This is a genomic window from Streptomyces fuscichromogenes (assembly GCF_014645815.1).
GTDB classification, from domain to species: Bacteria; Actinomycetota; Actinomycetes; order Streptomycetales; family Streptomycetaceae; genus Streptomyces; species Streptomyces fuscichromogenes.
The window spans coordinates 658,747-682,333 of the sequence record NZ_BMML01000001.1 but is presented as its reverse complement, the minus strand read 5'-3'; the positions used below and the strand labels follow the sequence as shown (position 1 = coordinate 682,333).

The following is a 23,587-nucleotide window of genomic DNA, read 5'->3' as shown; positions in this document are numbered from 1 at the left end:
CTGCGCGACCAGCCACGACGGCGCCGCGGTCGACCGCCGGCGCGCATCCGCAGGGCGATCGACGAACCGTCTAGAACAGAGCGCTGTAGGCGTTCAGCGCGGGCTGGCCGCCGAGGTGGGCGTAGAGCACGGTCGAATCCGCGGCGATCTCACCCCGCTCCACCAGGTCCACCATCCCCGCCATCGACTTGCCCTCGTACACCGGGTCGGTGACCATGCCCTCGGTGCGGGCGGCGAGACGCATCGCCTCCAGGGTGGTGTCGTCCGGGACGCCGTAGACACCGGCGTGGTAACGCTCGTCGAGTTCGACGTCGTCGACGGTCAACTCCCGCTTCAGGCCTATGAGTTGACCAGTCCGGTGCGCGATGCGGGCGACCTGTTCGCGGGTCTCGACGGGCTTGGCGGAGGCGTCGATGCCGATCACCCGGCGTTCGCGGCCGCCGGCCTCCGCCAGCGCGGCGAACCCGGCGACCATGCCGGCCTGCGTCGAACCGGTCACCGAGCAGACCACCACCGTGTCGAAGAAGACGCCCAACTGCTGCTCCTGCTCGGCGACCTCATAGGCCCAGCCGGCGAAGCCGAGGCCGCCGAGCGGGTGGTCGGAGGCGCCGGCCGGGATGGCGTACGGCTTGCCGCCCGACTCCTCGACCTCCCGCAGCGCCAGTTCCCAGCTCTCCTTGAACCCGATCCCGAACCCGGCGCGGACGAGGCGTACATCGGCTCCCGCCAGCCTGCTGATGAGGATGTTGCCGACCTTGTCGTACACCGAGTCCGGCCACTCCACCCAGCTCTCCTGCACCAGCACGCACCTGAGCCCGGCGCGGGCGGCGACGGCGGCGACCTGGCGGGTGTGGTTGGACTGGACCCCGCCGATGGAGACGAGGGTGTCGCAGCCCTTGGCGAGCGCGTCCGCGACCAGGTACTCCAGCTTGCGCGTCTTGTTCCCGCCGTACGCGATCCCGGAGTTGCAGTCCTCCCGCTTGGCCCACAGCGCGGCGCCGCCGAGGTGGGCGGTGAGGCGCTCCAGCGGGTGCACCGGCGAGGGGCCGAAGAGAAGGGGGTAACGGTCGTGGGCGGAAAGGGACATGGGGTGCCTCCTGGTGGCGTGGTCAGTCGGTGGCGTCGGCATCGGCCAGGTCGGACAGGGTGCGCCAGATGTCGGCCGTGACCCGTACGGCCGCGTCGGTGTCGCCGGCCGCGCAGGCCTCGATGAGCCGTTCGTGCAGGCCGGCCGAGCGGCAGGAGCCGCCCTCGCCGAAGCGGCGGCGCTCCAGGCGGCGGATGAGGGGGGTGTAGCGGGCGACGGTGGCGGCGGCCGCGCGGTTGCCGGCCACCCGGACCAGCACGTCGTGCAGGTCGTCGTCGGCACGCAGGGCCTCGTCCACGTCACCCGCCTGTACGGCGCCGGCGAAGCGGACGTTGGACACCCGCATCTCGTCCAGGTCCGAGTCCCGCAGCCGGGGGACGGCGACCCGGGTGACCAGCTCGTGCATGGCACCGACCACGGCCGCGGCGTCCCGTACCTCGGCGGCCACGACCGGCGTGACCCGGGTGTAGCTCTGCGGCTTGCTCTCCAGGAGCCCCTCGTCGACCAGGCGCGCGAACGCCTCGCGCACGGGCGCCCGGGACAGCCCGAGCCGCTCCGCGAACTCGGCGTCGCGCACCACCGCGCCGGGTTCGATGTCCCCGGCGACGATGGCGTCCCGGATCGCGGTGTAGGCGCGGTCGCGGAGCAGGGTGCGGGGGACGGGTCGCAAGGCCTCCATGAACTGAAATGTTAGATATCAATGCCGGGCACGGGCAAGAGCGCGGGACACCCGAAAGTGGCCCGCACCCCCCGTGAAGGTGCGGGCCACGCCTGTCGGCCGACGGTCAGGCCGTCGCCTTCGCCTCCCAGGGCCAGTCGGCGTCCCGGGCCGCCTCCAGCAGCGGGACCATCCGGAAGGCCGCGTCCGAGAGGCCGCCGAAGGTGTGCCGGTTGCCCTTGCCGGACGGGCCGTGGCCCACCCGGTAGCCGGCCAGGTTCCAGGTGTAGACGGGGATGTGCGCCGGGACCTGCCGGGTCGGGTCGCCGTCCCGGTGGTACGCGTACTGCTCGTCGGTCACGATCAGCACCCGGTCCTGTCCCCGGTAGTGCGCGCGGATCGCCGAGGTGGTGTCGGTGCCGCCCAGGTCGCCGAAGCGGTCCAGGATCCTCAGCACCGACTCGCCCCGCTCGAAGTCCAGCCGCTTGTTCGTCGTACCGAACTCGACGAGGTCCGCGTCCGCCGCCCGCAGCGCCAGCGCCGTGCCGAAGATCGCCGCCGCGTCGGCCCGGTTGAGCTCCGAGCGCTCGGAGAGCCGCGAGTAGAACATCGAGCCCGAACGGTCCACGAGCACCAGCGTCCGCCCCGGCAGCGCGGGCACGTTGGCCAGCGAGTGACCGAGCGCCCGCTCCAGCGGGTACGACCAGCGCAGCGACGGCGCGTGCCGGTACGCGGCGAGGTAGCGGAACGGGAACTGCCGCGACCGCGCCACCTCGGCCGGGTCGCTGATCCGGGCCGCGACCTGCGCGGCGACCTCGTCGCAGACGCCGGCCTCGTCGAAGTTGCGCAGGTTGCGGACGAGCGCCATGGTGCCCATGGACGGGATGACCGCCTCCCAGGCCGCCCTGTCCATCGGACCCTGGAGCCAGCCGGCCAGCGCCTCCCAGGTGAGACCGGCCGCCGCGAGCCGCCCGGCGCCATCGGCCCCGGTGACGACCGCACGCCGCCGCTCGACGGGCAGCGCCATCAGCGCGCGGTGTGCGCCGAGCACCGGGCTCGACGCGGGCGGTACGGCGGTGCCGGGGTTGTGCCGCCGGTCCAGCGCGTACTGGAACAGCTCGCCCTGCCACGGCTTGTCCGGGTCCGGCGCCGCGTGCACCAGGTTGAGGACGTCGCCGAAGCGGTACCCCTTGGCCGCGGTGTCGTACTTGAGCAGCGACCTGCCGTGGTACAGCCGTCGTACGGCGTCGGCGATCCCCCGCTTGACGGGCTTGGGAACGGCGCGGCCGTAGGTCGTCGTCCAGTAGGCGAGCAGTTCGCCGGGCTCGTCGGGCCGCTGCAGCACGGAGGCGACGACCTGCCGGTTCGACGGACCGTCGGTCGCGCCCGCCGCCAGGCGTGCGTGTACGTACTCGGCGGCGCCCACGAGGGAGGCGGTCCGCATGTTGCCGGTACCGCGCAGCCAGCCGAGCAGGCCGGCCGTCCACACCGGGTCAAAGACGGCGAGTTCACGCACGAGTCCGGCGAACCGGTCGTCGCGGTCCGCACCGGACTCGTAGAAGGTCTGCTGCGAGACGAAGTTGGCGACGGCGAGCAGGAAGAGCTCGGACCGCGCGTCCCGCTCGTGGCCCCGGCCGCCCTCGTAGGTACGGAGGATCCGTCCCGTCGAGGTGACCCGCGAAGTGGGCTGTGCACGGGCCGCCCTGGTGTTGAATCGCGCCATGGTGAATTCCCCCCGAATTCATTGGAGTTTCGGAGGAGGCGCAGCAGAAGGAGGGTGTCCGAGGTCGAATTCGACTGCGGGCGCTGTAAACTGGCGCGTCTTCCGTTCCGCCACATCGGCCCAGGGCCGATGACGGGATTCGAACCCGCACGGGGGTTTCCCCCACCAGTTCCCGAAGTATCCGCCGCCTGCGCACCGGACACCCACCATGAGCTGCGCCTCCCGAGTTCAATAACGCACGCACCGGGAGGTGCATGAAGTCTTTGGTGTCCAGAGATCGAAGTCGGCGGAACCGACGTAGGTGCTCTAACCCCTGAGCTACACCGGCGCGTTGTACCGGTGGCGGGACTCGAACCCGCGGCCGCCCCATTATGAGTGGAAGTAGGTCCTGCCTTCGCACCTGGACATGCACAACCTTAGGAGGCGGGCCGCGGGCCGAGCGACCGAATTAACTAGCCGCGCCGCTGGCGCTTCCAGGGTCCCGTGATGGCGAGCATGATGCCCGGGGTCTGGATGTTGGCGTACAGGGTCCGGCCGTCGGGCGAGAAGGTGACCCCGGTGAACTCGCTGTACTCGGGCGCCTCTTCGGTGCCGGCGTTGAGTTCGTTGCGGGCGATGGGGTAGGTACGGCCGCTGTCGGTGGCGCCGAACAGGTGTTGGAGGCCCTCGCCGTCCTCGGCGATGACGAGACCGCCGTACGGGGAGACGGTGATGTTGTCCGGGCCGTCGAAGTTCCCTTCCACGGACGGGTCCGGGTTGACGCCGATGCGCACCTTGAGCGTGAGGGTGCGGCGCTTGGGGTCGTAGAACCAGACCGAGCCGTCGTGCTGGACGGGGCTCTCGGCGCGGGCGTACGAGGACACGATGTACACGCCGCCGTCGCCCCACCACATGCCCTCCAGCTTGCGGGCGCGGGTGACCTGGCCGGTGGTGAACTGCTTGCGGACCGAGGTGGTCCGCGCGTCGCGGTCCGGGACGTCCGCCCAGTCGACGCCGTAGACCGTGCCGATCTTCGTGGCACGGGAGAGGTCGTCGACGAACTGGCCGCCGGAGTCGAAGCACTTGAAGGCCTGGAGGGTGCCGGCGTCGGCGGCGAGGGTGCGCAGCCTGCCGCGGCCGTGGCGGAAGTGCTCGGGCGGGGTCCAGCGGTAGAGCAGCCCGTTCGGGTTGGAGGCGTCCTCCGTCAGGTAGAGGTGGCCGCGCTTGGGGTCGACGACGACGGCCTCGTGGGCGTACCGGCCGAGCGCCTTGACGGGCTCGGGGTCCCGGTTGGCCCGGCGGTCCTCGGGGTCGACCTCGAAGACGTAGCCGTGGTCCTTGGTGAAGCCGTTGGTACCGGCCTTGTCCTCGGTCTCCTCGCAGGTCAGCCAGGTGCCCCACGGGGTGTTGCCGCCCGCGCAGTTGGTGGCGGTACCGGCGATGCCGACCCATTCGGCGACGTGCCCGCCGGGGCGGACCTCGACGACGGTGCAGCCACCGGCCGCGGCCGGGTCGTAGACGAGGCCCTCGGTGAGCGGAACGGGGTACTTCCAGTTGGCGCGGGGGCCGGCCAGCTCGTGGTTGTTGACCAGGAGGGTGGCGCCGCGCGGGCCGTCGAAGGTGGAGGTGCCGTCGTGGTTGGAGGGGGTGAACTCGCCCGACTCCAGCTTGGTCCGGCCGCTGTAGGTGATGACGCGGTACTTGAAGCCGGCGGGGAGCGCGAGGATGCCGTCCGGGTCGGGCAGCAGCGGTCCGTAGCCGACGCCGCCGTGCCCGTGCGCGGCCTCGCTCTCGGTCTCGTTCTCGGTGGCGGCGAGGGCGTTCGGGGCGGTGGCGAGGGCGCCGACGCTGCCTGCCAGCGCGACACCGGCACCGGTGATCGCGGATTTCGCGGCGAAGTCCCTGCGGGTGAGCGACATGGTGTCTCCTGTGACGGTCGGAGTGCCGTGGAGGGTGGCGGACCTCAACTCGGCGCACACGCTCCCGCCCACCCCTGAACGCCGGTTGAACACAGGGCGACATCGCAGCCGTCTGTTCCATGAATCCGCAATGCCCACCCCACGCCGACCAAAAGCGCGCCCCAAGAGCACCCCACCAGTTGATCTTTCCCGCCGCCGCGACGGCGCTCAGCCCGAACGGCGGTGTCCGGCGGTGCCACCCCTTCGCGCAGCCCCGTCCTCGGCCCTACCCCCCGTGCTGGGACCGCGCCTTGAACGCCGCCTTGCGGGCCTCCTTGGCCACCTTCTTGTCGGGGTGCAGGCGGCCCATCGCCTCCAGGACGTCGGCGGTGTCCGGGTGACCCACCCGCCACGCCTCGGCGAAGAACCCGCCGTGCTGCTGGGCCAGGCCCTCCACCAGCGCCTGCAGCTCCTCGGAGTTCCCTTCGGCCGCCAGCTGCGCGGCGACCGTGTCGATGGTCAGCCAGAAGATCATGTCCTGGGAGGGCGCCGGCACGTCGGCGGCACCGCGTTCGACCAGCCAGACCCTCGCCAGACCGCCCAGCTCGGGGTCGTCGAGGACCTCGCGGAGGGCGGGTTCGGCCTCCGCGCCGAGCAGTGACAGCGCCTGCTGGCAGCGCAGCCGCCGCAGCGGGGCCCCGGTGTCCGCACCGCGCGCGGCGGCCAGCAGCTCCCGGGCGGCGCCGAGGGACTCCCGGCGGGCCAGCCACTGCTCGGTCTCGGCCTGCGCGGCCCCCTGCGGAAACCCGGCCGTACCGTCGAGCAGCGCGTCCGCGCCCTTGTCGGCGAGCTCCCCGACCGCCGGCGCCTCGAAGCCGGCCTCCAGCAGCCGCGCCCGCAGCCCGTACGCGCCGAGCGGGGTGAGCCGCACCATGCCGTAGCGGGAGACGTCGGCCTCCTCGACCGGCCCGGCCGCCGGCTCCTCCTCCGCGTCGGCCATCAGCGCCTCGTCGACCGGCTGGTACTCGACCAGCCCGACCGGCTCCAGGAGCCGGAACTGGTCGTCGAGCCGCATCATCGCGTCGGAGACCTGTTCGAGGACGTCGTTGGTCGGCTCCCCCATGTCGCTGGGCACGATCATCGACGCGGCGAGCGCGGGCAGCGGCACCGGCGCCTCGCCGGGCCCGCCCTCGCTCACGGTCAGCAGGTACAGGTTGCCGAGGACGCCGTCGAGGAAGTCCGCCTCGGCCTGGGGGTCCCAGCCGAGTGACGCGAAATCGACCTCGCCGCCCTCGTCGAGCACGTCGACAATTCCCTCCAGGTCGGGCACGCTCGCGTCGGCGATCACGGTCTCCAGCGCGGCCTGCCACACCGCCAGGACGTCATGCGGCGACCCGCCGGTGAGCAGCGCCAGCTCCTCCCCCGCCGCCACCGTCCCGGCCTCCTCGTCGGCGACCACCACGAGTCCGGCGTCCACGGCGACCCGCCAGGCCTCGCTGGCGTGGGCGACGGCGTCCTCCCCGGTGAGCCCGAGCGCCTCGGCGGCGGCCGGGAGCTGTTCCTCGACCAGTTCGCCGCCCGCGTCCACACGGGTGTCGGGGCCGGCCCAGCGGGCGAGCCGGGCGGCCCGGGTGAGCAACGGCGTGGACAGCGCGGCGTGCGCCAGCTCCGCTTCGGAACGCAACCGCACCGGCGGCAGGGGGGCGCTGTCAGACATCGGCTGGTTCTCCTCGGACGCCTCAACGGTCGTACGGCGACATGGACACCGTATCGACGGCCGTACGACCACCTGGACGCCGTACGGCTCAGCCGCTCAGCCTAGACGGATTTCCACCCATGCCGACCGGTTCATCTCCCCGCCGGGCCCCGTACATGGCCGAAACCTTGACAACTGCCTTGATCAGGCAGGAGATTGACGCGCGTAGAAAACGGGGGGACAACTGTTCACTCGGTATCTACGCGTGTCACATCCGCGCAACATGGCATACATGAACGTGTCATGAACGCTCCATATACCGCCCTTGTCCCGGCGCTTCCGATGTCCCCGGAGGGATTCCCTTGCCGAGCAGGTCTTCCGCGCGTCTCGCCGCGCTCACCGTCGCCGCCGTCTGCAGCGCGGCGTCCACCGTCGCCCTCACCTCGCCCGCCCAGGCCGACGGGCTGCGCATCCACGACATCCAGGGCACCACGCGCACCTCGCCCTACGCCGGCCAGAAGGTGACGGACGTCCCCGGCATCGTCACGGCCACGCGCACCTACGGCTCCTCCAGAGGTTTCTGGCTCCAGGATCCGACGCCGGACGCCAACCCGGCCACCAGCGAGGGCGTCTTCGTCTTCACCAGCTCCACCCCGAAGGTCGCGGTCGGCGACTCCGTCACGGTCACCGGCACGGTCTCCGAGTACGTCCCGGGCGGCGCCACCACCGGCAACCAGTCGCTGACCGAGATCACCAAGCCGACGGTCACCACCGTCTCCACCGGCAACGCGGTCCCCGCGCCGGTCGTGATCGACAAGAAGTCGGTGCCGAGCGCGTACACCCCCACGGGCGACACGGCCGCGGGCGGTTCGGTCAACGGCCTGACGCTTCAGCCGAAGAAGTACGCCCTTGACTACTACGAGTCCCTGGAGGGCATGAACGTCCAGGTCAAGGACGCCCGCGTGGTCACCGCGACCGACCCGTACGCCGAGCTGTGGGTCACGGTGAAGCCGCACGAGAACCGCACCAACCGCGGCGGCTCGCTCTACCGCTCCTACCGCGACCAGAACACCGGCCGTCTGCAGATCCAGTCCCTCGGCGCGACCGCCGACTTCCCGGTGGCCAACGTCGGCGACACCCTGACCGGCGCCACGACCGGCCCGATGGACTACAACCAGTACGGCGGCTACACCCTCGTCGCGAGCTCGCTCGGCACCCTGAAGAGCGGCGGCCTGCAGCGCGAGACGACGAAGAAGCAGTCCAGCGGCGAGCTGGCGGTGGCGACCTACAACGTCGAGAACCTCGACCCCTCGGACGGCACCTTCGCCGCGCACGCGGCCGCGATCGTGAACAACCTCCAGTCGCCCGACATCGTGTCCCTGGAGGAGATCCAGGACAACAACGGCGCGACGGACGACGGCACGGTCGCCGCCGACGTCACGGTGAACAAGCTGATCGACGCGATCGTCGCGGCCGGCGGTCCGAAGTACCAGTGGCGCTCCATCAACCCGGTCAACGACCAGGACGGCGGCGAGCCCGGCGGCAACATCCGCCAGGTCTTCCTGTTCAACCCGGAGCGGGTCTCCTTCGTCGACCGCGCGGGCGGCGACTCCACCACCGCGGTGGGCGTCACCAAGGTGCACGGCAAGGCCCAGCTGACGGCCTCCCCCGGCCGCATCGACCCGGCGAACTCCGCCTGGACGACCAGCCGCAAGCCGCTCGCCGGTGAGTTCGTCTTCCACGGCAAGACCGTCTTCGTGATCGCCAACCACCTCAACTCCAAGGGCGGCGACCAGGGGCTGACCTCGCAGTACCAGCCGGTGGTGCGCAGCTCGGAGACCCAGCGCCACGCGCAGGCGACGCTGGTCAACGCGTTCGTCAGGAACATCCTCGACGTCCAGAAGGACGCCGAGGTGATCGCGCTCGGTGACATGAACGACTTCGACTTCTCCGGCACCACCAAGATCCTGGAGAGCCACGGCGTGCTCTGGTCGGCGATCCAGTCGCTGCCGACGAAGGAGCGCTACACCTACGACTACCAGGGCAACGAGCAGGTCCTGGACCAGATCCTGATCAGCAAGCAGATCCGCAGCAAGGGCGACTTCGCGTACGACAGCGTGCACATCAACTCGGAGTTCCACGACCAGATCAGCGACCACGACCCGCAGGTGCTGCGCTTCCGCCCCTGACGGTCCGGCGGCCGGCAGGGCTCAGGACTGGCTGTACACCCCGTTCAGCCAGCCCTGCCAGGCGGCCTCGTTCGCCTCGGCGTCGGCGTCCGGCGCGAAGTCGTGGATGCTGATGCCGACCGGGGCGCCCCAGTGGTTGCGCCCGAAGAACCGGACGAGGGCGTCGTCGGTGCGCAGCCCGATGAAGTACGGGTCGCGGTAGTCGACCACCGCGTCCAGGGCCCGCCCGCCGGGCCCCCGGACGCTCACCTTCGCGCCCTCGGCCAGGTCGTCCGGCAGGCCGAGGGCGCGGCCCACGGCGGTGAAGGCGTCCGGCGCCTGGGACGCCTCCGGCCCGTTCAGCTGGGCGAAGCCCACCGGGCGGGGCGCGAAGTGGGTGAGGTACTCGCGCAGGGTGTGCAGGTAGAAGTCGGTGTGCCGGTTCGCGCCGTCGTACTGGTTGTCCCAGTCGTCGGTGAAGATGCCGCTGTGCACGTAGCGCACCCAGGCGCGGCGGCCGCCGTCGCGCTCCTCGACGACGTGCTCCAGCTGGTTGGCGCTCTGGGTCGGAAAGCCGACGTCCTCGCTGCGGACGACCAGGTGGTGCGGCGGGTCGTAGGCGGCGACGGTGGAGCCGAAGGCCGCCGTACCGCCCACCCGGGGCTCGGGCGGCTGCATCGGCCACAGATACCCGCCGGTGCCGTGGGTGATCGCCTCCCACACCTGCTCGGGCGTGGCGTCGACCTCGAACTCACGGGCGATCTCGAATTCCTTGGACATGGGGGGCTCCTGCTCAGCTTCCGAGTGTGGGCTGGTCCTCGACCGGGGACCGGGACTCGTCCTTGACCGTGGGATGGACGGCGACGACGATCCGGTGGTCCCGGCCCCCGTCCTCGTCGGGTGCGTCGTACTTGCGGATCAGCGCGCTCACGCCCGCCGTCAGCTCCTGCACGAAGGCGGCGCGGTCGGCGGCGGAGGCGAACCGGACCTCGCCGTCCAGCGCGTAGGTCGCCAGCCGCTTGCGGGCCGTGGCGGCCCCGCTGATCAGCATGCCGACATCGCGCACCAGGCGCGCGCCGAGCGCGAGCAGCCAGCGCGCGGAGAACTGGTCGCGGAAGCGGTCCGGGTCCGGCTGTACGGCGGGCAGCGCGGCCGGCGAGATGACGTACGACGCGGCGGTGGCGCGCATCAGCCGCTCGGTGACGTTGCCCTTGCGCCGCTCGCCGGCCAGTTCGACCAGGCCGTGCCGCTCCAGCGCCTTCAGGTGGTAGTTCACCTTCTGGCGGGGCAGTCCGACCCGGCCGGCCAGCATCGCGGCCGACGCGGGCGCGCCGGCCAGTTCGGCGAGCAGCCTGGCCCGTACGGGGTCCAGCGACACGGCCGCCGCCTCGGGGTCCTCGATCACGGTGACGTCCAACATGGCTCCACCGTCTCACCGAAAACTTTTTTTGTCCAGACGACTGAAGTATTCGGTGGGACGGCGGTGCGGAGCCCCCGACAGATGTGCGGATGCGTGGTTGCGCGGATGCGCGGATGCATGGTTGCGCGGATGCGCAGATGTCAGTGGCGACGACGGCTGTGGCTCAGCACGCCCGCCACCACGGCGGCGGCGACGGCGCCCGCGGTCAGCGCCGCCCTCGGGCTGCGCCCGACGGCCCTGACGACCCGGCGCCCGAGCAGCGGCGCACCGCCCGCGACGGCGCGCCCCGCCCCGGCCGCCTGCCCCGACGCCGCGCGCTCCGATGCCGGCCGCGCGGCCAGCCCCGCCCGCTCCCGCACGGCATGCGCGGTCCGGACGGCCCGTTCCTGGAGCACGTGCCGTGCCCTGGCCGCCTGCTCCCGCGCCGTGCGGCCGCCCCGCACCGCCCGGCCCCTGGCCCGGCGACCGGCGCCGGTCGCACCCGCGCGCAGATGTACGGTCAGCGCGCCGGCCCTGGCCGCCAACGCGCCCGCGGTGCCGGTCGGCCCGGCTCCCGTTCCGTGTCCGGTCCTCTTCGCCATCGCTGCTGCCCCTTCTGGTCTCGTCGGCGTCCGCTCCGTTCGCAGACCTTCCGAGTACCCGGGCAGGCCGGCATCAGGCCTGTTCCCCCCGTTCGCCGAGCCGGGCCAGCTGGCTCTGGAACCAGTCGAGGCGGGCCTGCAACAGGGCCGCCTCCGCGACGAGTTCGGGCACCCCGAGACCCTCGCCCGGCGTCGGCGGGCCGCCGTCGGCCCCCGCGTCCCCGGCTCCGGCGATCACCCGCAGTCCCTGCCCCGCCAGCCGGGCGAACCCGGCGAGCGAGACGGACGCACGCGCGCGTACACAACCCCCGCAGGCGGCCTCAAGGGCAAGCCAACCGGGCCTGCCCCAGCCCGCGTCGGCGAGCGCGACGGCCGACGCACCGCAGCCGCACGGCCCGACGGTCGCGGTCCGCACCCGCTGCCGGGCGTAGCGGAACCCGTGCTCGAAACGGATGTAGGCGCCGAGGACGCGGACATCGAGCAGCACGGCCGCCCGGTGCTCGGCGGTGCACAACAGAGCCTCGGCGACCTCGCGTTCGTGAACGCAGTGGAAGCCGCAGTCGCACCGCCGCGCGGGCGGGCGATGCCGCCGGCCGTAGACGCAGGCCGCGTCGTCCAGCACTCCGTACGGCAGCGCGCCGCCCAGCGACACACCGGTGAACCCGGCCCGGGCGCGGTCCCGGGACAGCATCGGGTGGGCGATCTTGTAGCCGGACGGCGGCTCCGTCGGGCGTTCCGCCGGGAGCCGCAGCCTCATCGGGCGGCCGGGGCCTCTTCGGACGCGGACGCGGACAGGGACTGGGACGCCGTCCCGGGGGCGCGGCTCTCGTGGATCTCCTCGCGAAGTCCGCGGACTTCGGGGACTGCGGAGACTTCGGGGACTGTGCGGACTTCGGGGACTTCGGGGACTTCGGGGACTTCGTCGTGGACGAGCGGCCGCTCCTCCGCGACCCCGGTGGCCAGTGCCTTGCCCAGCTTCATGGCGCCTCCCATGACCCATGACCTGCCGTCGGTGACCGTCCGGCCCATAGTGACCCATGAGGGGCCGAGTTGGACACAGGGCCTCGGACACGACGAAGCCGACAACTTAGCTTTGCTAAGACGTATTCCATAGGAAAATTAAGTAGAGCTAAGCTTTCGCGCGGCCGAAACTACCCCCATGACGAACCCACGCGACACCGCCCGCCCGCCCCGTCCCTTCGGCCGCGTCCTCTGCGCGATGGTCACCCCCTTCACCGACGCGGGGGCGCTCGACCTCGACGGTGCCCGGCGGCTGGCCGCGCATCTGGTGGCGCGGGGCTGCGACGGGCTGGTGCTGAACGGCACCACCGGCGAGTCGCCGACCACCTCGGACACCGAGAAGGCCGAGCTGATCGCGGCCGTCCGCCAGGCGGTGGGCGCGCGGGTGCCGCTCGTGGCCGGGGTGGGCACGGCGGACACCCGGCACACCGTCGAGCTCACGCTCGCGGCCGAGAAGGCGGGCGCGGACGGGGTGCTGCTGGTGTCCCCGTACTACAGCAGGCCGCCGCAGGACGCGCTGGAGGCGCACTTCCTGGAGGTGGCCGAGGCGAGCGGGCTGCCGGTGATGCTGTACGACATCCCGGGCCGCACCGGCACCCGGATCGAGCCCGAGACGCTGGTCCGGCTCGCCGCCCATCCCCGGATCGTGGCGGTGAAGGACTGCTCGTACGACCTCCTCGGCGTCCAGAAGGTGCTGGCGCGCACGGACCTGGCGTACTACGCGGGCTGCGACGAGCACATCCTCGCCCTGTACGCGCTGGGCGCGGCCGGCTGTGTGAGCACGGTGGCCAACGTCGTCCCCGCCCGGGTCGCCGCGATCCTGGACGCGTTCGACGCCGGCGACACCGCCCGCGCGGCCGCGCTCCAGCTGCGGGCGGTGCCGTTGATCGAGGCGATGACGGCGGCGGGCCTGCCGGGCACGGTCACCGCGAAGGCCCTGCTCGCCGGCGCCGGCCTGCCGGCGGGCCCGCTGCGGGCACCGCTGCGGCCCGCCGGCCGGGAGGAGGCCGACAGGCTGCGGGCGGTGTACGAGGAGTTCGTGGCGGGCTGATCAGCGGCAGGCTGATCAGCGGCGGGCGAAGACGGGCTGCCACGCCTTCAGCTCGTCGAACATCTCCTTCTGGACCCCGCTCAGCGGCACGATCCGGTCGCTGCCGATCGTCACCAGCACCAGCCGGGCCCGGTACGGCTCGTCCAGGCTGCTGGCCCGCTCCCAGGCGACGAGCCGCCGGTCGTCGGCCCAGGCGAGCAGGTGGCCGCCACGGATCTTGGTGATCTCCTTGCCGGTGCGGGGATCACGGATCGAGGAGTACGACTTCCCGGGAGCGACCTCCTTGGTCAGACCGAGCGCGGCGAGCCGTCCGTCCGGGGACAGCCGTGCGTCGACGTCCGTACGCAGGTACCGCTCGTTCGCCGGGGCGGCGGTCTTCCCGCCGTCGAGGTCGTAGAACTGCTGTGTCCCGTCCCGGCGGCCGATGATCTGCGCGTACACCTGATCGCCGGTGCGGCTGTAGGAGAAGTCGTCGCGCGGGGGGGTGTACCGGTCGGACCCGACCCCGGTCCAGGCGCCCTGGCCGGAGGCCACGTCGATGTCGTAGAAGCCGGTCCGGGTCGACGTGTCGAACGCGGGCGCCCACTCCCAGCCGCCCTTGATGTCCTGGGCTTTGGCGCGGGTGTCGGGGTTGCCGTCGTACGTCGTCGCCAGGAGCCGGGTCCCGTCGTACGAGAAGGCGAGTCCGCCGATCCCGTGCTCGACCGGGATCCACCGCTCGATCTTCCTCGTCGCGAGGTCGAGCAGGCCGATCCGGCGGACGGGCAGGTTCTGCTCCAGCACGGCGGCCGTCCGCAGGCCCGGCGCGACGGCGACGAAGGCCCACCGGGAGTCCTTCACGTACGTGGCGGTCGCGGGGTCGAGCAGCCGGTAGGTGCGTACACCGATGCCCCGGCCGTCGGTCTGCGGCACGGTCCGCCAGGTGTAGTACGCGGCGAGTGCCGTCTGCCCGGCCGCGATCAGGTCCCGCGGCGGCGACTGATCCGGGTGCCCGGTGATCCCGTGCTGCCGCACGATCCCGGACGGGCGCACATCGCTCTTCCCGGAGTCCAGCAGTGGCACCGCCACCGCGACGGCGACCACGGCGGCCGTCGCGGCGGCCACCACGGCGAACCTGCGGGTGCGGCGGCGTCGGCGGACAGCCAGTACGCGGTCGGCGAATCCCGGGCTCGCCGGCGGCTGTTCGGCGGCCTGTTCGCGCAGCGTGGCTCGGACGAGTTCCTCGGCGTTCACGGCCGCACCTCCACGGGCGAGTGGTCACGGGACGGCGGCTGGTCGTTGCCGGAGTCCGGGGCGAGGGCGGCCAGTTCGGGCGCGAGGGTGCGCAGGCGGGCCAGGGAGCGGTGGGTGGTGGACCGTACGGTGCCGACGGAGCAGCCGAGCAGCCGGGCCACGTCGGTCTCCGGCAGGTCCTCGAAGTAGCGCAGGACCAGGACGGTGCGCTGGCGGGCGGTGAGCCGGGACAGGGCCGCGCGCAGGACCAGGCGCAGCTCGGCGGCGGTGGTGGTGTCGGTGGCCGGCGGACTCTCCGGCGGTTCGGCGACGGTGAGTTCGCGGCGGCGCCACTTCAGCCGCCAGCGGCTGACCTGCTGCCGGTAGAGGACCTGCCGGACGTAGGCCTCGGGTTCGTCGATGCGCTGCCAGCGGCCGGCCGCCTTGATCAGGGCGTTCTGCAACAGGTCCTCGGCCGCGTGCCGGTCGCCGCCGGTCAGCAGCACGGCCGTCCTCAGCAGCGCCGAGGACCGGCCGGCCACGAACTCCCGGAAGTTCTCCTGCAGTTCCGCATCCATCGTCACCTTCTCTTCCGCCGGGCCCGCCCGGTGTGCCGGGCCCTGTACCTGTGGTGACGTGTGCGGAGCGGCGCCGCTATGCCTGCCCGGCACGAGAATATTCACCGGCGCCCCGCGCGCCCGCTGCCCTACGTTGTCCCCATGAGCCGCCCCCTGCTGTTCCTGGACGTCGACGGCCCCCTCAACCCGTACGCGGCGAAGCCCGAGCGGCGCCCCGAGGGATACACGACGATCCGGGCGAGGGTCCGCCCGGGGCGCCCGCTACGGGTGTGGCTGAACCCGTCCCACGGCCCGGCGCTGCTCGCCCTCGGCTACGAGCTGTGCTGGGCGACCACCTGGATGGCCGAGGCCAACCGCTGGATCGCCCCGGTCGTCGGCCTTCCCGAGCTGCCGTACGTCGACTTCGGCGAGCGCCTGCTGACGGAACGGCCGGACGGCGTCCACTGGAAGACCGAGGCGATCGTCGCGTACGCGCAGGGGCGCCCGTTCGCCTGGGTGGACGACGAACAGGGCCCGGCGGACACCCTGTACGTCCACGCACACCATCCCGGCCCGGCCCTGCTGCACCACGTCGACCCCCGGACCGGCCTGCGTGAGCCCGACTTCGCCACGCTGGCGGAGTTCGGGGCGACGACATCCCGGGACGGCTGAACGCCCTCCCGCCGACACGACGGAAGGGCGTTGGGCCCGCGGCGGGAGCGGGGGCGGGGGCGTCAGTTGTGGCTGTGCAGGATCTCGTTCAGGCCGCCCCAGACCGCGTTGTTCGGGCGGGCCTCGACGGCGCCGGAGACCGAGTTGCGGCGGAAGAGGATGTTCGAGGCGCCGTTCAGTTCGCGGGCCTTGACGATCTGGCCGTCGGGCATCGTGACGCGGGTGCCCGCGGTGACGTACAGGCCGGCCTCGACCACGCACTCGTCGCCGAGCGCGATGCCGACGCCCGCCTCGGCGCCGATCAGGCAGCGCTCGCCGATGGAGATGATGACGTTGCCGCCGCCGGACAGGGTGCCCATGGTGGAGGCGCCGCCGCCGATGTCCGAGCCGTTGCCGACCACGACACCGGCCGAGATGCGGCCCTCGACCATCGAGGTGCCGAGCGTGCCGGCGTTGAAGTTGACGAAGCCCTCGTGCATGACGGTGGTGCCCTCGGACAGGTGCGCGCCGAGGCGGACCCGGTCGGCGTCGGCGATGCGCACGCCCTTCGGGGCGACGTAGTCGGTCATCCGCGGGAACTTGTCGATCGAGGTCACCTGGAGGTGCAGGCCCTCGGCGCGGGCGTTCAGCCGGACCCGCTCGATGTCGTCGACGGCGACCGGGCCGAGGGAGGTCCAGGCGACGTTGGCGAGCAGGCCGAAGATCCCGTCCAGGCTCTGGCCGTGCGGCTTCACCAGACGGTGCGAGAGCAGGTGCAGACGCAGGTAGCCGTCGTGCGTGTCGAGCGGCTTGTCGTCCAGGGAGGCGATGACCGTACGGACCGCGACGACCTCCACGTTGCGGCGCACGTCCGGGCCGACCGCCCTGGCCGCACCCTCGCCGAGGAGTTCCACGGCCTGCTCGGCGGAGAGCGTCTCGGTGCCGGCCGGGCCGGGTTCGGCGACCAGCTCCGGAGCCGGGAACCAGGTGTCGAGAACGGTGCCGTCGGCGGCGATGGTGGCGAGGCCGGCGGCCACGGCGCCGGTGGTGCGAGGAGCAGTCGTGTCGGTCATGAGGGCAACCTAACCGGCCGGGGCCCACAGAGGCGAACCAGCGTGCGGGGCGTCTCACGGGGCGGGCCCCGAAAGACGCGTCGGGCGGCCCGCACTCCCCCGTGGTGCGGGCCGCCCGGGTCCGGGGCCGGCGTCAGGGGCGCTCGCCGGCCTGGTCCACCACCGCCGTCGCGACGATCGAGTCGCCGCCGACGACCTTGCCGCCCTGGATCATCCGGGTGCCGACGATCCGGTACGTCTGCGGATCGATCAGCCACTGGTCCCGCATCGACCAGCCGGTCTTGGGGTTGCCCTCCCTGGCGTAGTCGAGGGCGATCACCCGGCGCCCGGCGGCGGTCTCGACCAGGTGGTCGGTGAGCGCTCCGCCCGGCAGGGTCGCGAGGGCACGGTAGAGCGAGGCCAGTCCCCTGGGCGGCATGACGTCGGCGGTCAGCAGGACGCTGATCTCGTCGTAGTCGTCGCGTGCCTGGGACGCGCCCTTGATGTCGGCGATGGCGTTCGTCTCCCGCAGGGACCGCAGCGTCTGCTCGGCGCCGGCCGGCAGGGCGGCCAGCACCCGGTACATCTCGCGTGGCGAGCGGTCGTCGCCCTCCCCGCCGTTCTCCAGGTGCATCCTGGTGATGCTGAGCTTGCGGTGCTTGCCCGTGGTGTCCAGCCCGAGGCCGGCCATCGCGCTGCCGTCGTACCTGATCCAGCCCTCCTGGGGGCCCAGCAGCGCCTTCATGGGGCCCGTGGCGTTCTTGGCCTGCTCGTTCAGCGGCTCCTGCATGCTCCTGGTGTAGATCCACTGCTTGGCCGTGGGTACCTCGGCGTCCGGCTCGGTGTCGAGCACATCGGCCGCCCGGCGCAGGAACTCGGCCGCGCTCACCCCCTTGAGCCGCAGGCTCGGAGACGCGGTCGGCGAGGCCGCCGGCCGCACCTGACGCCCCGCGGCGCCGCCCAGCAGCAGCGAGACGGTGACGGCGACGGCGGTCACCGCGGCCACCACCCCGACGATCACGAACCCCCGCCGCCGCCACAGCGCCCGGTGCCGCTGCCCGGCCCGCGCCGCCTCCACCAGCCGCGCCCGCCCCGGCGCGAGCCGCGCGCGGTCGGGCACGGGCACGCCGGCACGCAGCTCACGCACCTCGGTCATCTCGTCCATCGCTACGCCACCTCCGTCGCGTCGCTCACGAATGCCGGATCGGCACCCAGCGCCGTACGCACCTTGCGCCGGGCCCGGTTGAGCCGGGAGCGGACCGTGCCGACCGGGATGTCCAGGGCCTCGGCGACCTCCTGGTAGGTGAGTTCGGCCCAGGCGACGAGCAGCAGGACGTGCCGGTCGCCCGCCGTCAGTGCGGCGAGGGCGCCGGCGAGCGGCCCCTGGGCGGCGATCCGGCTGTCGGTGTCCTCGACCCAGGACTCGCCCCAGGAGTCGGCGACCGGGTCCTGCCCGGTGCGGGCCAGCGCCCTGAGCGCACGCACCTCGGTGCGGCGCTGCCTGCCGATGAGGTTGCCCGCGATGCCGTACAGCCAGGGGCGGGCGTTGGGGCGCGTCAGGTCGTAGCGGGACCGGATCCGGAAGGCGACCAGGAAGGTGTCCGCCGCGATGTCGTCGGCGGCCGAGTCGCCCAGACGCCGGGCCGCGTAGCGGTGGATGTCGGGCGCGTACCGGTCGTAGAGCAGGGCGAACAGCTCCGGCTGCTCCAGCGACTGGGCGACGATCTCCGCGTCGTCCCCCGTCCGGGTCGTGGCCGGCGGTGGTCCGCTCACAAGGCTCCCCCTGGTTCGTCGATGCGTGCGTGTCACCTCCTGTTGCCCGGTGGGGACGGGAGAGTTCACGGTTTCCCGCAGCGGAATCCAGGACCTGCGGGAGGAGTTCGCACGGCGGCGGACGACCGGGCGGTCAGGGGATCACCCGCGCCAGCACCTCCCTCGCGAACTCCTCGTCGTACGGAACTCCGGTGAGCAGCACCTGGAGGCAGATCCCGTCCACCAGCGCGACCAGCGCCCGCGCGGTGCGGGGGTCGGTACGGCGAGTGAGTCTGGCGGCGAGGTCGTCGGCCCACTCGGCGGCCACCGGACGCAGGGCGGGGCGGCGCAGGGCGGCGAGGTAGAGCTCGCACTCCAGCTCGACGCCGGTGCGGTCGCCCGCAAGCCATTCGCCCATCAGGCCCGCGAGTTCGGCGGCCAGGTCGGCGCGGTCGTCCGCCAGGCCGCCGCGCGAGGCCACCACCTTGGCGAAGCCCTCGTTCGCCTGCCGCAGTGCGGCGACCATCAGTTCGTCGAGGGTCTTGAAGTGATAGGTCGTGGAGCCGAGCGGTACGTCCGCCTCGGCGGCGACCGAGCGGTGGCTGAGCCCGGCGAGGCCCTTCTCGCCGACGACCCGGATCGCCGCGTCGATGATCCGCTGCCTGCGGTCGGGGTCGTAACGGCGGGGCATCAGTGCGCGCCTCCCAGGTTCAGGACGACCACTCCCCCGATGATCAGCACGATCCCCGCGACCTTGACCAGGGTCAGCGTCTCCCCGAACAGCAGCAGTCCCAGCGCGGCGATGGTCGCGGTGCCCACCCCGGACCAGATCGCGTAGGCCGTACCGATCGACAGGGTCTTCAGCGTCTGGGCCAGGAGCAGGAACGACACCAGGTATCCCAGTGCCGTCAGCAGCGAGGGCCAGAACCTGCTGAAGCCGTCCGCGTACTTCATCGCCGTCGTGGCGGCGACCTCGGCGGCTATGGCGCCGGCGAGCGTCAGGTATCCCATGTGTACGAGTGTACGCAACGATGTGTACGGCTGTACATAACAGCGCCCGGCAGCACGCCCGGCAGCACGCCCGGCGGCGCGGGGCCGCCGGAGGGCACCAAGAGCGGCGTTCGGCCTCCCGTACGTCACACGAAGATGTTTAATTCTCATAGAAACCGCTAGCTGAAACGACTCCCCGCGGCCTCGCGACTCCACTAGTGTGTGCACCTCTGTGATCCACGATTGCTTCACAGTCCACCCACCTCACCTTCACACCCCCGGCCGCCGCTGCCTTGGCGCCGCTGGAGGAACCACGCATGCCAGAAACCACCCCCCAACCCCCTCCGCATCCCGCCTGGGAGAACGGCTGGGCCCCCGACACATCCCGGGCTCCCGGAACCCGAAGACTGTGGCTGGCGGGCACGCTGGCCATCGCCACCGTCGTCGGCTGCGTCACGGCGATAGCCGTCAGCCACCAAGCTCCTGACAAGGAGTCATCGGCGGTTCCCACGGTGTCCGCGAACACCGACAACGGCCCCGGTCTGCTCTCCTTCGCCTCGCCGTCGGCATCGGACACGACCGCTCCGGACAAGGGCACGTCGGGCATGTCGGCGACCTCGCCGTCCGCGTCCGCGTCCGCCGAGGCGACGGCCACCTCGTCCGCCGCCGGTCCGAAGAGCTCGCCGTCCGGCACGAAGCCGTCCAAATCCACCCCGTCCAAGGGGAGTTCGGGCGGCTCGGGAAGCTCGGGCGGCTCGGGCGGCTCGGGCGGACAGTCCAGTGCCTCCGGGAAGTCGGTCCGCTCGGTCAACTACCCGGACCGCTACTGGCACGTGAGCGGCAGTTACGTGTACCTCGACCAGCCCCGCGGCTCCGAGTCCCGCGAGGACTCGACCTTCGAGCTGGTCAAGGGCCTGGCGAACGCGTCCTGTTACTCCTTCGCCACACATGACGGGTTGTACCTGCGCCACCAGAACTTCGTGCTGCGCGCCGAGAGCAACGACGGCAGCAACCTCTTCAAGCAGGACGCCACCTTCTGTGCCCAGAAGTCGCCGTTCTCGGACGACGTGCTGTTCCAGTCGGTGAACTACCCCAACTACGCCCTGCGCCACAAGAACTTCCAGCTGCGCCTGGACCCGTACGGCTACAACACGACCAACCGCCAGGACTTCTTCTTCGACCTCGTGGACGGGCTGAGCTGAGACATGGAGAAGCGGCGGCACCCCTGGCAGGGTGCCGCCGCTTTCGTGTGCCGGATCTCAGACGTTGAACCCGAGCGCCCGCAGCTGCTCGCGGCCGTCGTCGGTGATCTTGTCGGGGCCCCACGGGGGCATCCAGACCCAGTTGATGCGCAGCTCGTTGACGAGGCCGTCCGTGGCGGACTTGGCCTGGTCCTCGATGACATCGGTCAGCGGGCAGGCCGCCGAGGTCAGGGTCATGTCGATCGTCGCGATGTTCGCGTCGTCGATGTGGATGCCGTAGATCAGGCCGAGGTTGACGACGTCGATGCCCAGCTCGGGGTCGACGACGTCGTACAGCGCCTCGCGGAGTTCTTCCTCCGAGGCCGGCTTCATCTCAACGGTCTCGCTCATGCCGTCTTCCTTTCGGCGTCGGCGCCACCCAGCGCCTGGGCCGTCGCGTCCTTCCACGCCATCCAGCTCAGGAGGGCGCACTTGACCCGGGCCGGGTACTTGGAGACACCGGCGAACGCGACCGCGTCCTCCAGGACCTCCTCCATCGCGTCGTCGGGCTCCAGGCGGCCCTTGGACTGCATCAGCTCCAGGAAGGTCTCCTGGATCTTCTGCGCGTCCGCCAGGTCCTTGCCGACGAGAAGGTCGTTCAGCACGGAGGCCGAAGCCTGGCTGATGGAGCAGCCCTGGCCCTCGTACGAGACGTCCTCGATCGTCGTACCGGCGTACTTCACTCGGAGGGTGATCTCGTCGCCGCACGTCGGGTTCACATGGTGCACCTCGGCGTCGCCATCCCTGAGACCACGCCCGTGCGGGTGCTTGTAGTGGTCCAGGATGACTTCCTGGTACATCGAATCCAGCTTCACGGTCTCAGCTCACGCCCTTCAGCCGAAGAAGTTCCGTACGTGCTCCAGACCCTCGACCAGAGCGTCGATCTCGGCCGGAGTGGAGTACAGATAGAACGACGCTCGCGTGGTCGCAGGAATTCCGTAGCGCAGGCAGACGGGCCGGGCGCAGTGGTGGCCGACCCGGACCGCGATGCCCTGCTCGTCGAGGACCTGGCCCACGTCGTGCGGGTGGATGTCCCCGAGCGTGAAGGAGATCGCGGCGCCCCGGTCCTCGGCCGTGGTGGGGCCGATGATCTTCAGGTCCGGGACCTGCTGGAGGCGCTGGACCGCGTACTCCGTCAGCGCGTGCTCATGGGCGAGGATCTTGTCCATGCCGATGGCGTTGAGGTAGTCGATCGCCGCACCGAGGCCGACCGCCTGGGCGACCGGCGGGGTGCCCGCCTCGAACTTGTGGGGCGCCGGGGCGTACGTCGAGGAGTGCATCGACACGGTCTCGATCATCTCGCCGCCGCCGAGGAACGGCGGCAGGTCCTCCAGCAGCTCCTGGCGGCCCCAGAGGACGCCGATGCCGGTCGGGCCGCACATCTTGTGGCCGGTGAAGGCCACGAAGTCGGCCTGGAGGGCCTGCACGTCCAGCGGCATGTGGGGCGCGGCCTGGGAGGCGTCGATGCAGACGAGAGCGCCGACCTCCTGGGCGCGGCGCACTATCGCCTCGACCGGGTTGACCGTGCCCAGGATGTTCGAGACCAGCACGAAGGAGACGATCTTCGTCTTCTCGGTGATGACCTCGTTGATGTCGGACAGGTCGAGGCGGCCGTCGTCGGTGAGGCCGAACCACTTCAGCTTCGCGCCGGTGCGCTGCGCGAGCAGCTGCCACGGCACGATGTTGGAGTGGTGCTCCATCTCCGTGATGACGATCTCGGTCTCGTGGTCCACCCGGTAGGGCTCGTCGGCCCAGCCCAGCATGTTCGCCACGAGGTTCAGCGACTCGGAGGCGTTCTTGGTGAAGATCACCTCGTCGCGGCTGGGCGCGTTGACGAACTCGGCGACCTTGTCGCGCGCGCCCTCGTACATCGCCGTGGCCTCCTCGGCGAGCACATGCACACCGCGGTGGACGTTGGCGTTGTGGCGCTCGTAGTACTCGCTGAGGGCGTCCAGTACCTGGCGCGGCTTCTGGCTGGTCGCCGCGTTGTCCAGGTACACGAGCTTCTTGCCGTCGTGGACCAGTCGGTCCAGGACGGGGAAGTCCTTGCGGATCGCCTCGGTGTCGAGGAGGCCCGGCAGTTGTGTCACGCGGATACGCCACCCTTCGTGTAGGCCTCGTAGCCCTCGTCCTCCAGCTTGTCGGCGAGTTCGGCGCCGCCGGACTCGACGATCCGGCCACCGGAGAAGACGTGGACGAAGTCGGGCTTGATGTAGCGCAGGATGCGCGTGTAGTGCGTGATCAGCAGGGTGCCGACCTCGCCGGTCTCGCGGACGCGGTTGACGCCCTCGGAGACGATGCGAAGGGCGTCGACGTCGAGGCCGGAGTCGGTCTCGTCGAGGATCGCGATCTTCGGCTTGAGCAGTTCGAGCTGGAGGATCTCGTGGCGCTTCTTCTCGCCGCCGGAGAAGCCCTCGTTCACGTTGCGCTCGGCGAAGGAGGGGTCCATGGAGAGGCGCTCCATGGTCTCCTTGACCTCCTTCACCCAGGTGCGCAGCTTGGGGGCCTCGCCGCGGATGGCGGTGGCGGAGGTGCGCAGGAAGTTGGAGACCGAGACGCCGGGGACCTCGACCGGGTACTGCATCGCCAGGAACAGGCCCGCGCGGGCGCGCTCGTCGACGGACATCTCCAGGACGTCCTCGCCGTCGAGGGTGACGGTGCCGCCGGTGATCGTGTACTTCGGGTGACCCGCGAGCGAGTAGGCGAGGGTCGACTTGCCCGAGCCGTTGGGGCCCATGATGGCGTGCGTCTCGCCCTGCTTCACGGTGAGGTCGACGCCCTTGAGGATCTCCTTCGTGGCGTTGTCGGCCTCGACGGTGACGTGCAGGTCTCGGATTTCAAGCGTTGCCAT

The 23,587-nt window shown here is 71.6% G+C and carries 25 protein-coding genes; 4 read left to right on the top strand and 21 right to left on the bottom strand.

Annotated elements, in window-relative coordinates:
• Positions 1-70: 70 nt before the first annotated feature.
• The 5 genes from IEZ11_RS03070 to IEZ11_RS03050 form a co-directional block, all read right to left on the bottom strand.
• Positions 71-1,087 carry a 1-aminocyclopropane-1-carboxylate deaminase gene (locus IEZ11_RS03070; protein ID WP_189260945.1) on the bottom strand — a complete coding sequence of 339 codons (1,017 nt, stop codon included), beginning with the start codon at positions 1,085-1,087 and terminating at the stop codon, positions 71-73.
• 22 nt (positions 1,088-1,109) lie between these two features.
• Positions 1,110-1,766 (bottom strand): GntR family transcriptional regulator, encoded by a 657-nt coding sequence (locus tag IEZ11_RS03065; protein WP_189260944.1) that lies wholly within the window; start codon positions 1,764-1,766, stop codon positions 1,110-1,112.
• 106 nt (positions 1,767-1,872) lie between these two features.
• Positions 1,873-3,468, bottom strand: coding sequence for a TROVE domain-containing protein (locus IEZ11_RS03060; protein ID WP_189260943.1), 1,596 nt, complete (start codon positions 3,466-3,468; stop codon positions 1,873-1,875).
• A gap of 452 nt (positions 3,469-3,920) precedes the next feature.
• The gene (locus IEZ11_RS03055; RefSeq protein ID WP_189260942.1) at positions 3,921-5,366 is read right to left on the bottom strand and encodes an alkaline phosphatase PhoX; all 1,446 of its coding nucleotides are present in this window, start codon (positions 5,364-5,366) and stop codon (positions 3,921-3,923) included.
• Between the two features lie 265 nt (positions 5,367-5,631).
• Positions 5,632-7,062: a hypothetical protein gene (locus IEZ11_RS03050; protein WP_189260941.1), complete on the bottom strand. Its 1,431-nt coding sequence runs from the start codon at positions 7,060-7,062 to the stop codon at positions 5,632-5,634.
• Positions 7,063-7,403: 341 nt separating this feature from the next.
• Between IEZ11_RS03050 and IEZ11_RS03045 the strand changes: the two genes are divergently transcribed.
• The gene (locus tag IEZ11_RS03045) at positions 7,404-9,230 is read left to right on the top strand and encodes a DUF8508 domain-containing protein (RefSeq protein WP_189260940.1); all 1,827 of its coding nucleotides are present in this window, start codon (positions 7,404-7,406) and stop codon (positions 9,228-9,230) included.
• Positions 9,231-9,251: 21 nt separating this feature from the next.
• Here IEZ11_RS03045 and IEZ11_RS03040 read toward each other — a convergent pair whose 3' ends face one another.
• The 5 genes from IEZ11_RS03040 to IEZ11_RS03020 all read right to left on the bottom strand — a co-directional run bounded on the left by IEZ11_RS03040 (position 9,252) and on the right by IEZ11_RS03020 (position 12,191).
• Entirely contained in the window at positions 9,252-9,989 is a 738-nt protein-coding gene (locus tag IEZ11_RS03040; protein ID WP_189260939.1) for an SRPBCC family protein, read from the bottom strand.
• A 13-nt stretch (positions 9,990-10,002) separates the two neighbouring features.
• A complete protein-coding gene (locus tag IEZ11_RS03035) occupies positions 10,003-10,629 on the bottom strand; it encodes an ArsR/SmtB family transcription factor (RefSeq protein WP_189260938.1) in 627 nt (208 codons plus the stop codon).
• A gap of 140 nt (positions 10,630-10,769) precedes the next feature.
• Positions 10,770-11,210, bottom strand: coding sequence for a hypothetical protein (locus IEZ11_RS03030; RefSeq protein ID WP_189260937.1), 441 nt, complete (start codon positions 11,208-11,210; stop codon positions 10,770-10,772).
• A gap of 73 nt (positions 11,211-11,283) precedes the next feature.
• Positions 11,284-11,967 carry a hypothetical protein gene (locus IEZ11_RS03025; RefSeq protein WP_189260936.1) on the bottom strand — a complete coding sequence of 228 codons (684 nt, stop codon included), beginning with the start codon at positions 11,965-11,967 and terminating at the stop codon, positions 11,284-11,286.
• Entirely contained in the window at positions 11,964-12,191 is a 228-nt protein-coding gene (locus IEZ11_RS03020) for a hypothetical protein (protein WP_189261120.1), read from the bottom strand. Before IEZ11_RS03020 ends, IEZ11_RS03025 begins: the two co-directional genes overlap by 4 nt.
• 178 nt (positions 12,192-12,369) lie before the next feature.
• Between IEZ11_RS03020 and dapA the strand changes: the two genes are divergently transcribed.
• On the top strand, positions 12,370-13,281 hold the full coding sequence (gene dapA, locus IEZ11_RS03015; protein ID WP_189260935.1) for a 4-hydroxy-tetrahydrodipicolinate synthase: 912 nt from the start codon (positions 12,370-12,372) through the stop codon (positions 13,279-13,281).
• 15 nt (positions 13,282-13,296) lie between these two features.
• Here the strand turns inward: dapA and IEZ11_RS03010 are convergent, their stop codons facing one another.
• Positions 13,297-14,514, bottom strand: a complete 1,218-nt coding sequence (locus IEZ11_RS03010) for a WD40 repeat domain-containing protein (protein ID WP_189260934.1) — start codon at positions 14,512-14,514, stop codon at positions 13,297-13,299.
• Positions 14,511-15,071 carry a SigE family RNA polymerase sigma factor gene (locus tag IEZ11_RS03005; protein WP_189260933.1) on the bottom strand — a complete coding sequence of 187 codons (561 nt, stop codon included), beginning with the start codon at positions 15,069-15,071 and terminating at the stop codon, positions 14,511-14,513. The genes IEZ11_RS03010 and IEZ11_RS03005 overlap by 4 nt, the downstream gene beginning before the upstream one ends.
• A gap of 141 nt (positions 15,072-15,212) precedes the next feature.
• On the opposite strand from IEZ11_RS03005, the gene IEZ11_RS03000 reads away from it, so the two are divergent.
• On the top strand, positions 15,213-15,722 hold the full coding sequence (locus tag IEZ11_RS03000; RefSeq protein ID WP_189260932.1) for an HAD domain-containing protein: 510 nt from the start codon (positions 15,213-15,215) through the stop codon (positions 15,720-15,722).
• 62 nt (positions 15,723-15,784) lie between these two features.
• On the opposite strand, the gene dapD is transcribed toward IEZ11_RS03000, so the two are convergent.
• The 5 genes from dapD to IEZ11_RS02975 all read right to left on the bottom strand — a co-directional run bounded on the left by dapD (position 15,785) and on the right by IEZ11_RS02975 (position 19,516).
• Positions 15,785-16,774, bottom strand: coding sequence for a 2,3,4,5-tetrahydropyridine-2,6-dicarboxylate N-succinyltransferase (gene dapD, locus IEZ11_RS02995; RefSeq protein WP_189260931.1), 990 nt, complete (start codon positions 16,772-16,774; stop codon positions 15,785-15,787).
• Positions 16,775-16,907: 133 nt separating this feature from the next.
• Positions 16,908-17,918, bottom strand: coding sequence for a CU044_5270 family protein (locus IEZ11_RS02990; protein ID WP_189260930.1), 1,011 nt, complete (start codon positions 17,916-17,918; stop codon positions 16,908-16,910).
• Between the two features lie 2 nt (positions 17,919-17,920).
• Positions 17,921-18,526 carry an RNA polymerase sigma factor gene (locus IEZ11_RS02985; protein WP_189260929.1) on the bottom strand — a complete coding sequence of 202 codons (606 nt, stop codon included), beginning with the start codon at positions 18,524-18,526 and terminating at the stop codon, positions 17,921-17,923.
• 133 nt (positions 18,527-18,659) lie between these two features.
• A complete protein-coding gene (locus IEZ11_RS02980; RefSeq protein ID WP_189260928.1) occupies positions 18,660-19,196 on the bottom strand; it encodes a TetR/AcrR family transcriptional regulator in 537 nt (178 codons plus the stop codon).
• Positions 19,196-19,516, bottom strand: coding sequence for a DMT family transporter (locus IEZ11_RS02975; RefSeq protein ID WP_189260927.1), 321 nt, complete (start codon positions 19,514-19,516; stop codon positions 19,196-19,198). Before IEZ11_RS02975 ends, IEZ11_RS02980 begins: the two co-directional genes overlap by 1 nt.
• Before the next feature lie 296 nt (positions 19,517-19,812).
• Here IEZ11_RS02975 and IEZ11_RS02970 point away from each other — a divergent pair, with 296 nt between their 5' ends.
• Positions 19,813-20,697, top strand: coding sequence for an AbfB domain-containing protein (locus tag IEZ11_RS02970; protein ID WP_189260926.1), 885 nt, complete (start codon positions 19,813-19,815; stop codon positions 20,695-20,697).
• A gap of 57 nt (positions 20,698-20,754) precedes the next feature.
• Here IEZ11_RS02970 and IEZ11_RS02965 read toward each other — a convergent pair whose 3' ends face one another.
• The 4 genes from IEZ11_RS02965 to sufC are packed head-to-tail and all read right to left on the bottom strand — an operon-like array spanning position 20,755 to position 23,587.
• Positions 20,755-21,087 carry a metal-sulfur cluster assembly factor gene (locus tag IEZ11_RS02965; RefSeq protein ID WP_037743875.1) on the bottom strand — a complete coding sequence of 111 codons (333 nt, stop codon included), beginning with the start codon at positions 21,085-21,087 and terminating at the stop codon, positions 20,755-20,757.
• Positions 21,084-21,551: a Fe-S cluster assembly sulfur transfer protein SufU gene (sufU, locus tag IEZ11_RS02960; protein WP_189260925.1), complete on the bottom strand. Its 468-nt coding sequence runs from the start codon at positions 21,549-21,551 to the stop codon at positions 21,084-21,086. The genes IEZ11_RS02965 and sufU overlap by 4 nt, the downstream gene beginning before the upstream one ends.
• 18 nt (positions 21,552-21,569) lie before the next feature.
• A complete protein-coding gene (locus IEZ11_RS02955; protein WP_189260924.1) occupies positions 21,570-22,826 on the bottom strand; it encodes a cysteine desulfurase in 1,257 nt (418 codons plus the stop codon).
• Entirely contained in the window at positions 22,823-23,587 is a 765-nt protein-coding gene (sufC, locus tag IEZ11_RS02950) for a Fe-S cluster assembly ATPase SufC (protein ID WP_189260923.1), read from the bottom strand. Before sufC ends, IEZ11_RS02955 begins: the two co-directional genes overlap by 4 nt.

What these genes read in the sequence shown, in the direction of transcription:
- IEZ11_RS03070 (WP_189260945.1), bottom strand. Translation starts at nt 1,087, where the DNA reads ATGTCCCTTTCCGCCCACGACCGTTACCCCCTTCTCTTCGGCCCCTCG.
- IEZ11_RS03065 (WP_189260944.1), bottom strand. Translation starts at nt 1,766, where the DNA reads ATGGAGGCCTTGCGACCCGTCCCCCGCACCCTGCTCCGCGACCGCGCC.
- IEZ11_RS03060 (WP_189260943.1), bottom strand. Translation starts at nt 3,468, where the DNA reads ATGGCGCGATTCAACACCAGGGCGGCCCGTGCACAGCCCACTTCGCGG.
- IEZ11_RS03055 (WP_189260942.1), bottom strand. Translation starts at nt 5,366, where the DNA reads ATGTCGCTCACCCGCAGGGACTTCGCCGCGAAATCCGCGATCACCGGT.
- IEZ11_RS03050 (WP_189260941.1), bottom strand. Translation starts at nt 7,062, where the DNA reads ATGTCTGACAGCGCCCCCCTGCCGCCGGTGCGGTTGCGTTCCGAAGCG.
- IEZ11_RS03040 (WP_189260939.1), bottom strand. Translation starts at nt 9,989, where the DNA reads ATGTCCAAGGAATTCGAGATCGCCCGTGAGTTCGAGGTCGACGCCACG.
- IEZ11_RS03035 (WP_189260938.1), bottom strand. Translation starts at nt 10,629, where the DNA reads ATGTTGGACGTCACCGTGATCGAGGACCCCGAGGCGGCGGCCGTGTCG.
- IEZ11_RS03030 (WP_189260937.1), bottom strand. Translation starts at nt 11,210, where the DNA reads ATGGCGAAGAGGACCGGACACGGAACGGGAGCCGGGCCGACCGGCACC.
- IEZ11_RS03025 (WP_189260936.1), bottom strand. Translation starts at nt 11,967, where the DNA reads ATGAGGCTGCGGCTCCCGGCGGAACGCCCGACGGAGCCGCCGTCCGGC.
- IEZ11_RS03020 (WP_189261120.1), bottom strand. Translation starts at nt 12,191, where the DNA reads ATGAAGCTGGGCAAGGCACTGGCCACCGGGGTCGCGGAGGAGCGGCCG.
- dapA (WP_189260935.1), top strand. Translation starts at nt 12,370, where the DNA reads ATGACGAACCCACGCGACACCGCCCGCCCGCCCCGTCCCTTCGGCCGC.
- IEZ11_RS03005 (WP_189260933.1), bottom strand. Translation starts at nt 15,071, where the DNA reads ATGGATGCGGAACTGCAGGAGAACTTCCGGGAGTTCGTGGCCGGCCGG.
- IEZ11_RS03000 (WP_189260932.1), top strand. Translation starts at nt 15,213, where the DNA reads ATGAGCCGCCCCCTGCTGTTCCTGGACGTCGACGGCCCCCTCAACCCG.
- dapD (WP_189260931.1), bottom strand. Translation starts at nt 16,774, where the DNA reads ATGACCGACACGACTGCTCCTCGCACCACCGGCGCCGTGGCCGCCGGC.
- IEZ11_RS02990 (WP_189260930.1), bottom strand. Translation starts at nt 17,918, where the DNA reads ATGGACGAGATGACCGAGGTGCGTGAGCTGCGTGCCGGCGTGCCCGTG.
- IEZ11_RS02980 (WP_189260928.1), bottom strand. Translation starts at nt 19,196, where the DNA reads ATGCCCCGCCGTTACGACCCCGACCGCAGGCAGCGGATCATCGACGCG.
- IEZ11_RS02975 (WP_189260927.1), bottom strand. Translation starts at nt 19,516, where the DNA reads ATGGGATACCTGACGCTCGCCGGCGCCATAGCCGCCGAGGTCGCCGCC.
- IEZ11_RS02970 (WP_189260926.1), top strand. Translation starts at nt 19,813, where the DNA reads ATGCCAGAAACCACCCCCCAACCCCCTCCGCATCCCGCCTGGGAGAAC.
- IEZ11_RS02965 (WP_037743875.1), bottom strand. Translation starts at nt 21,087, where the DNA reads ATGAGCGAGACCGTTGAGATGAAGCCGGCCTCGGAGGAAGAACTCCGC.
- sufC (WP_189260923.1), bottom strand. Translation starts at nt 23,587, where the DNA reads ATGGCAACGCTTGAAATCCGAGACCTGCACGTCACCGTCGAGGCCGAC.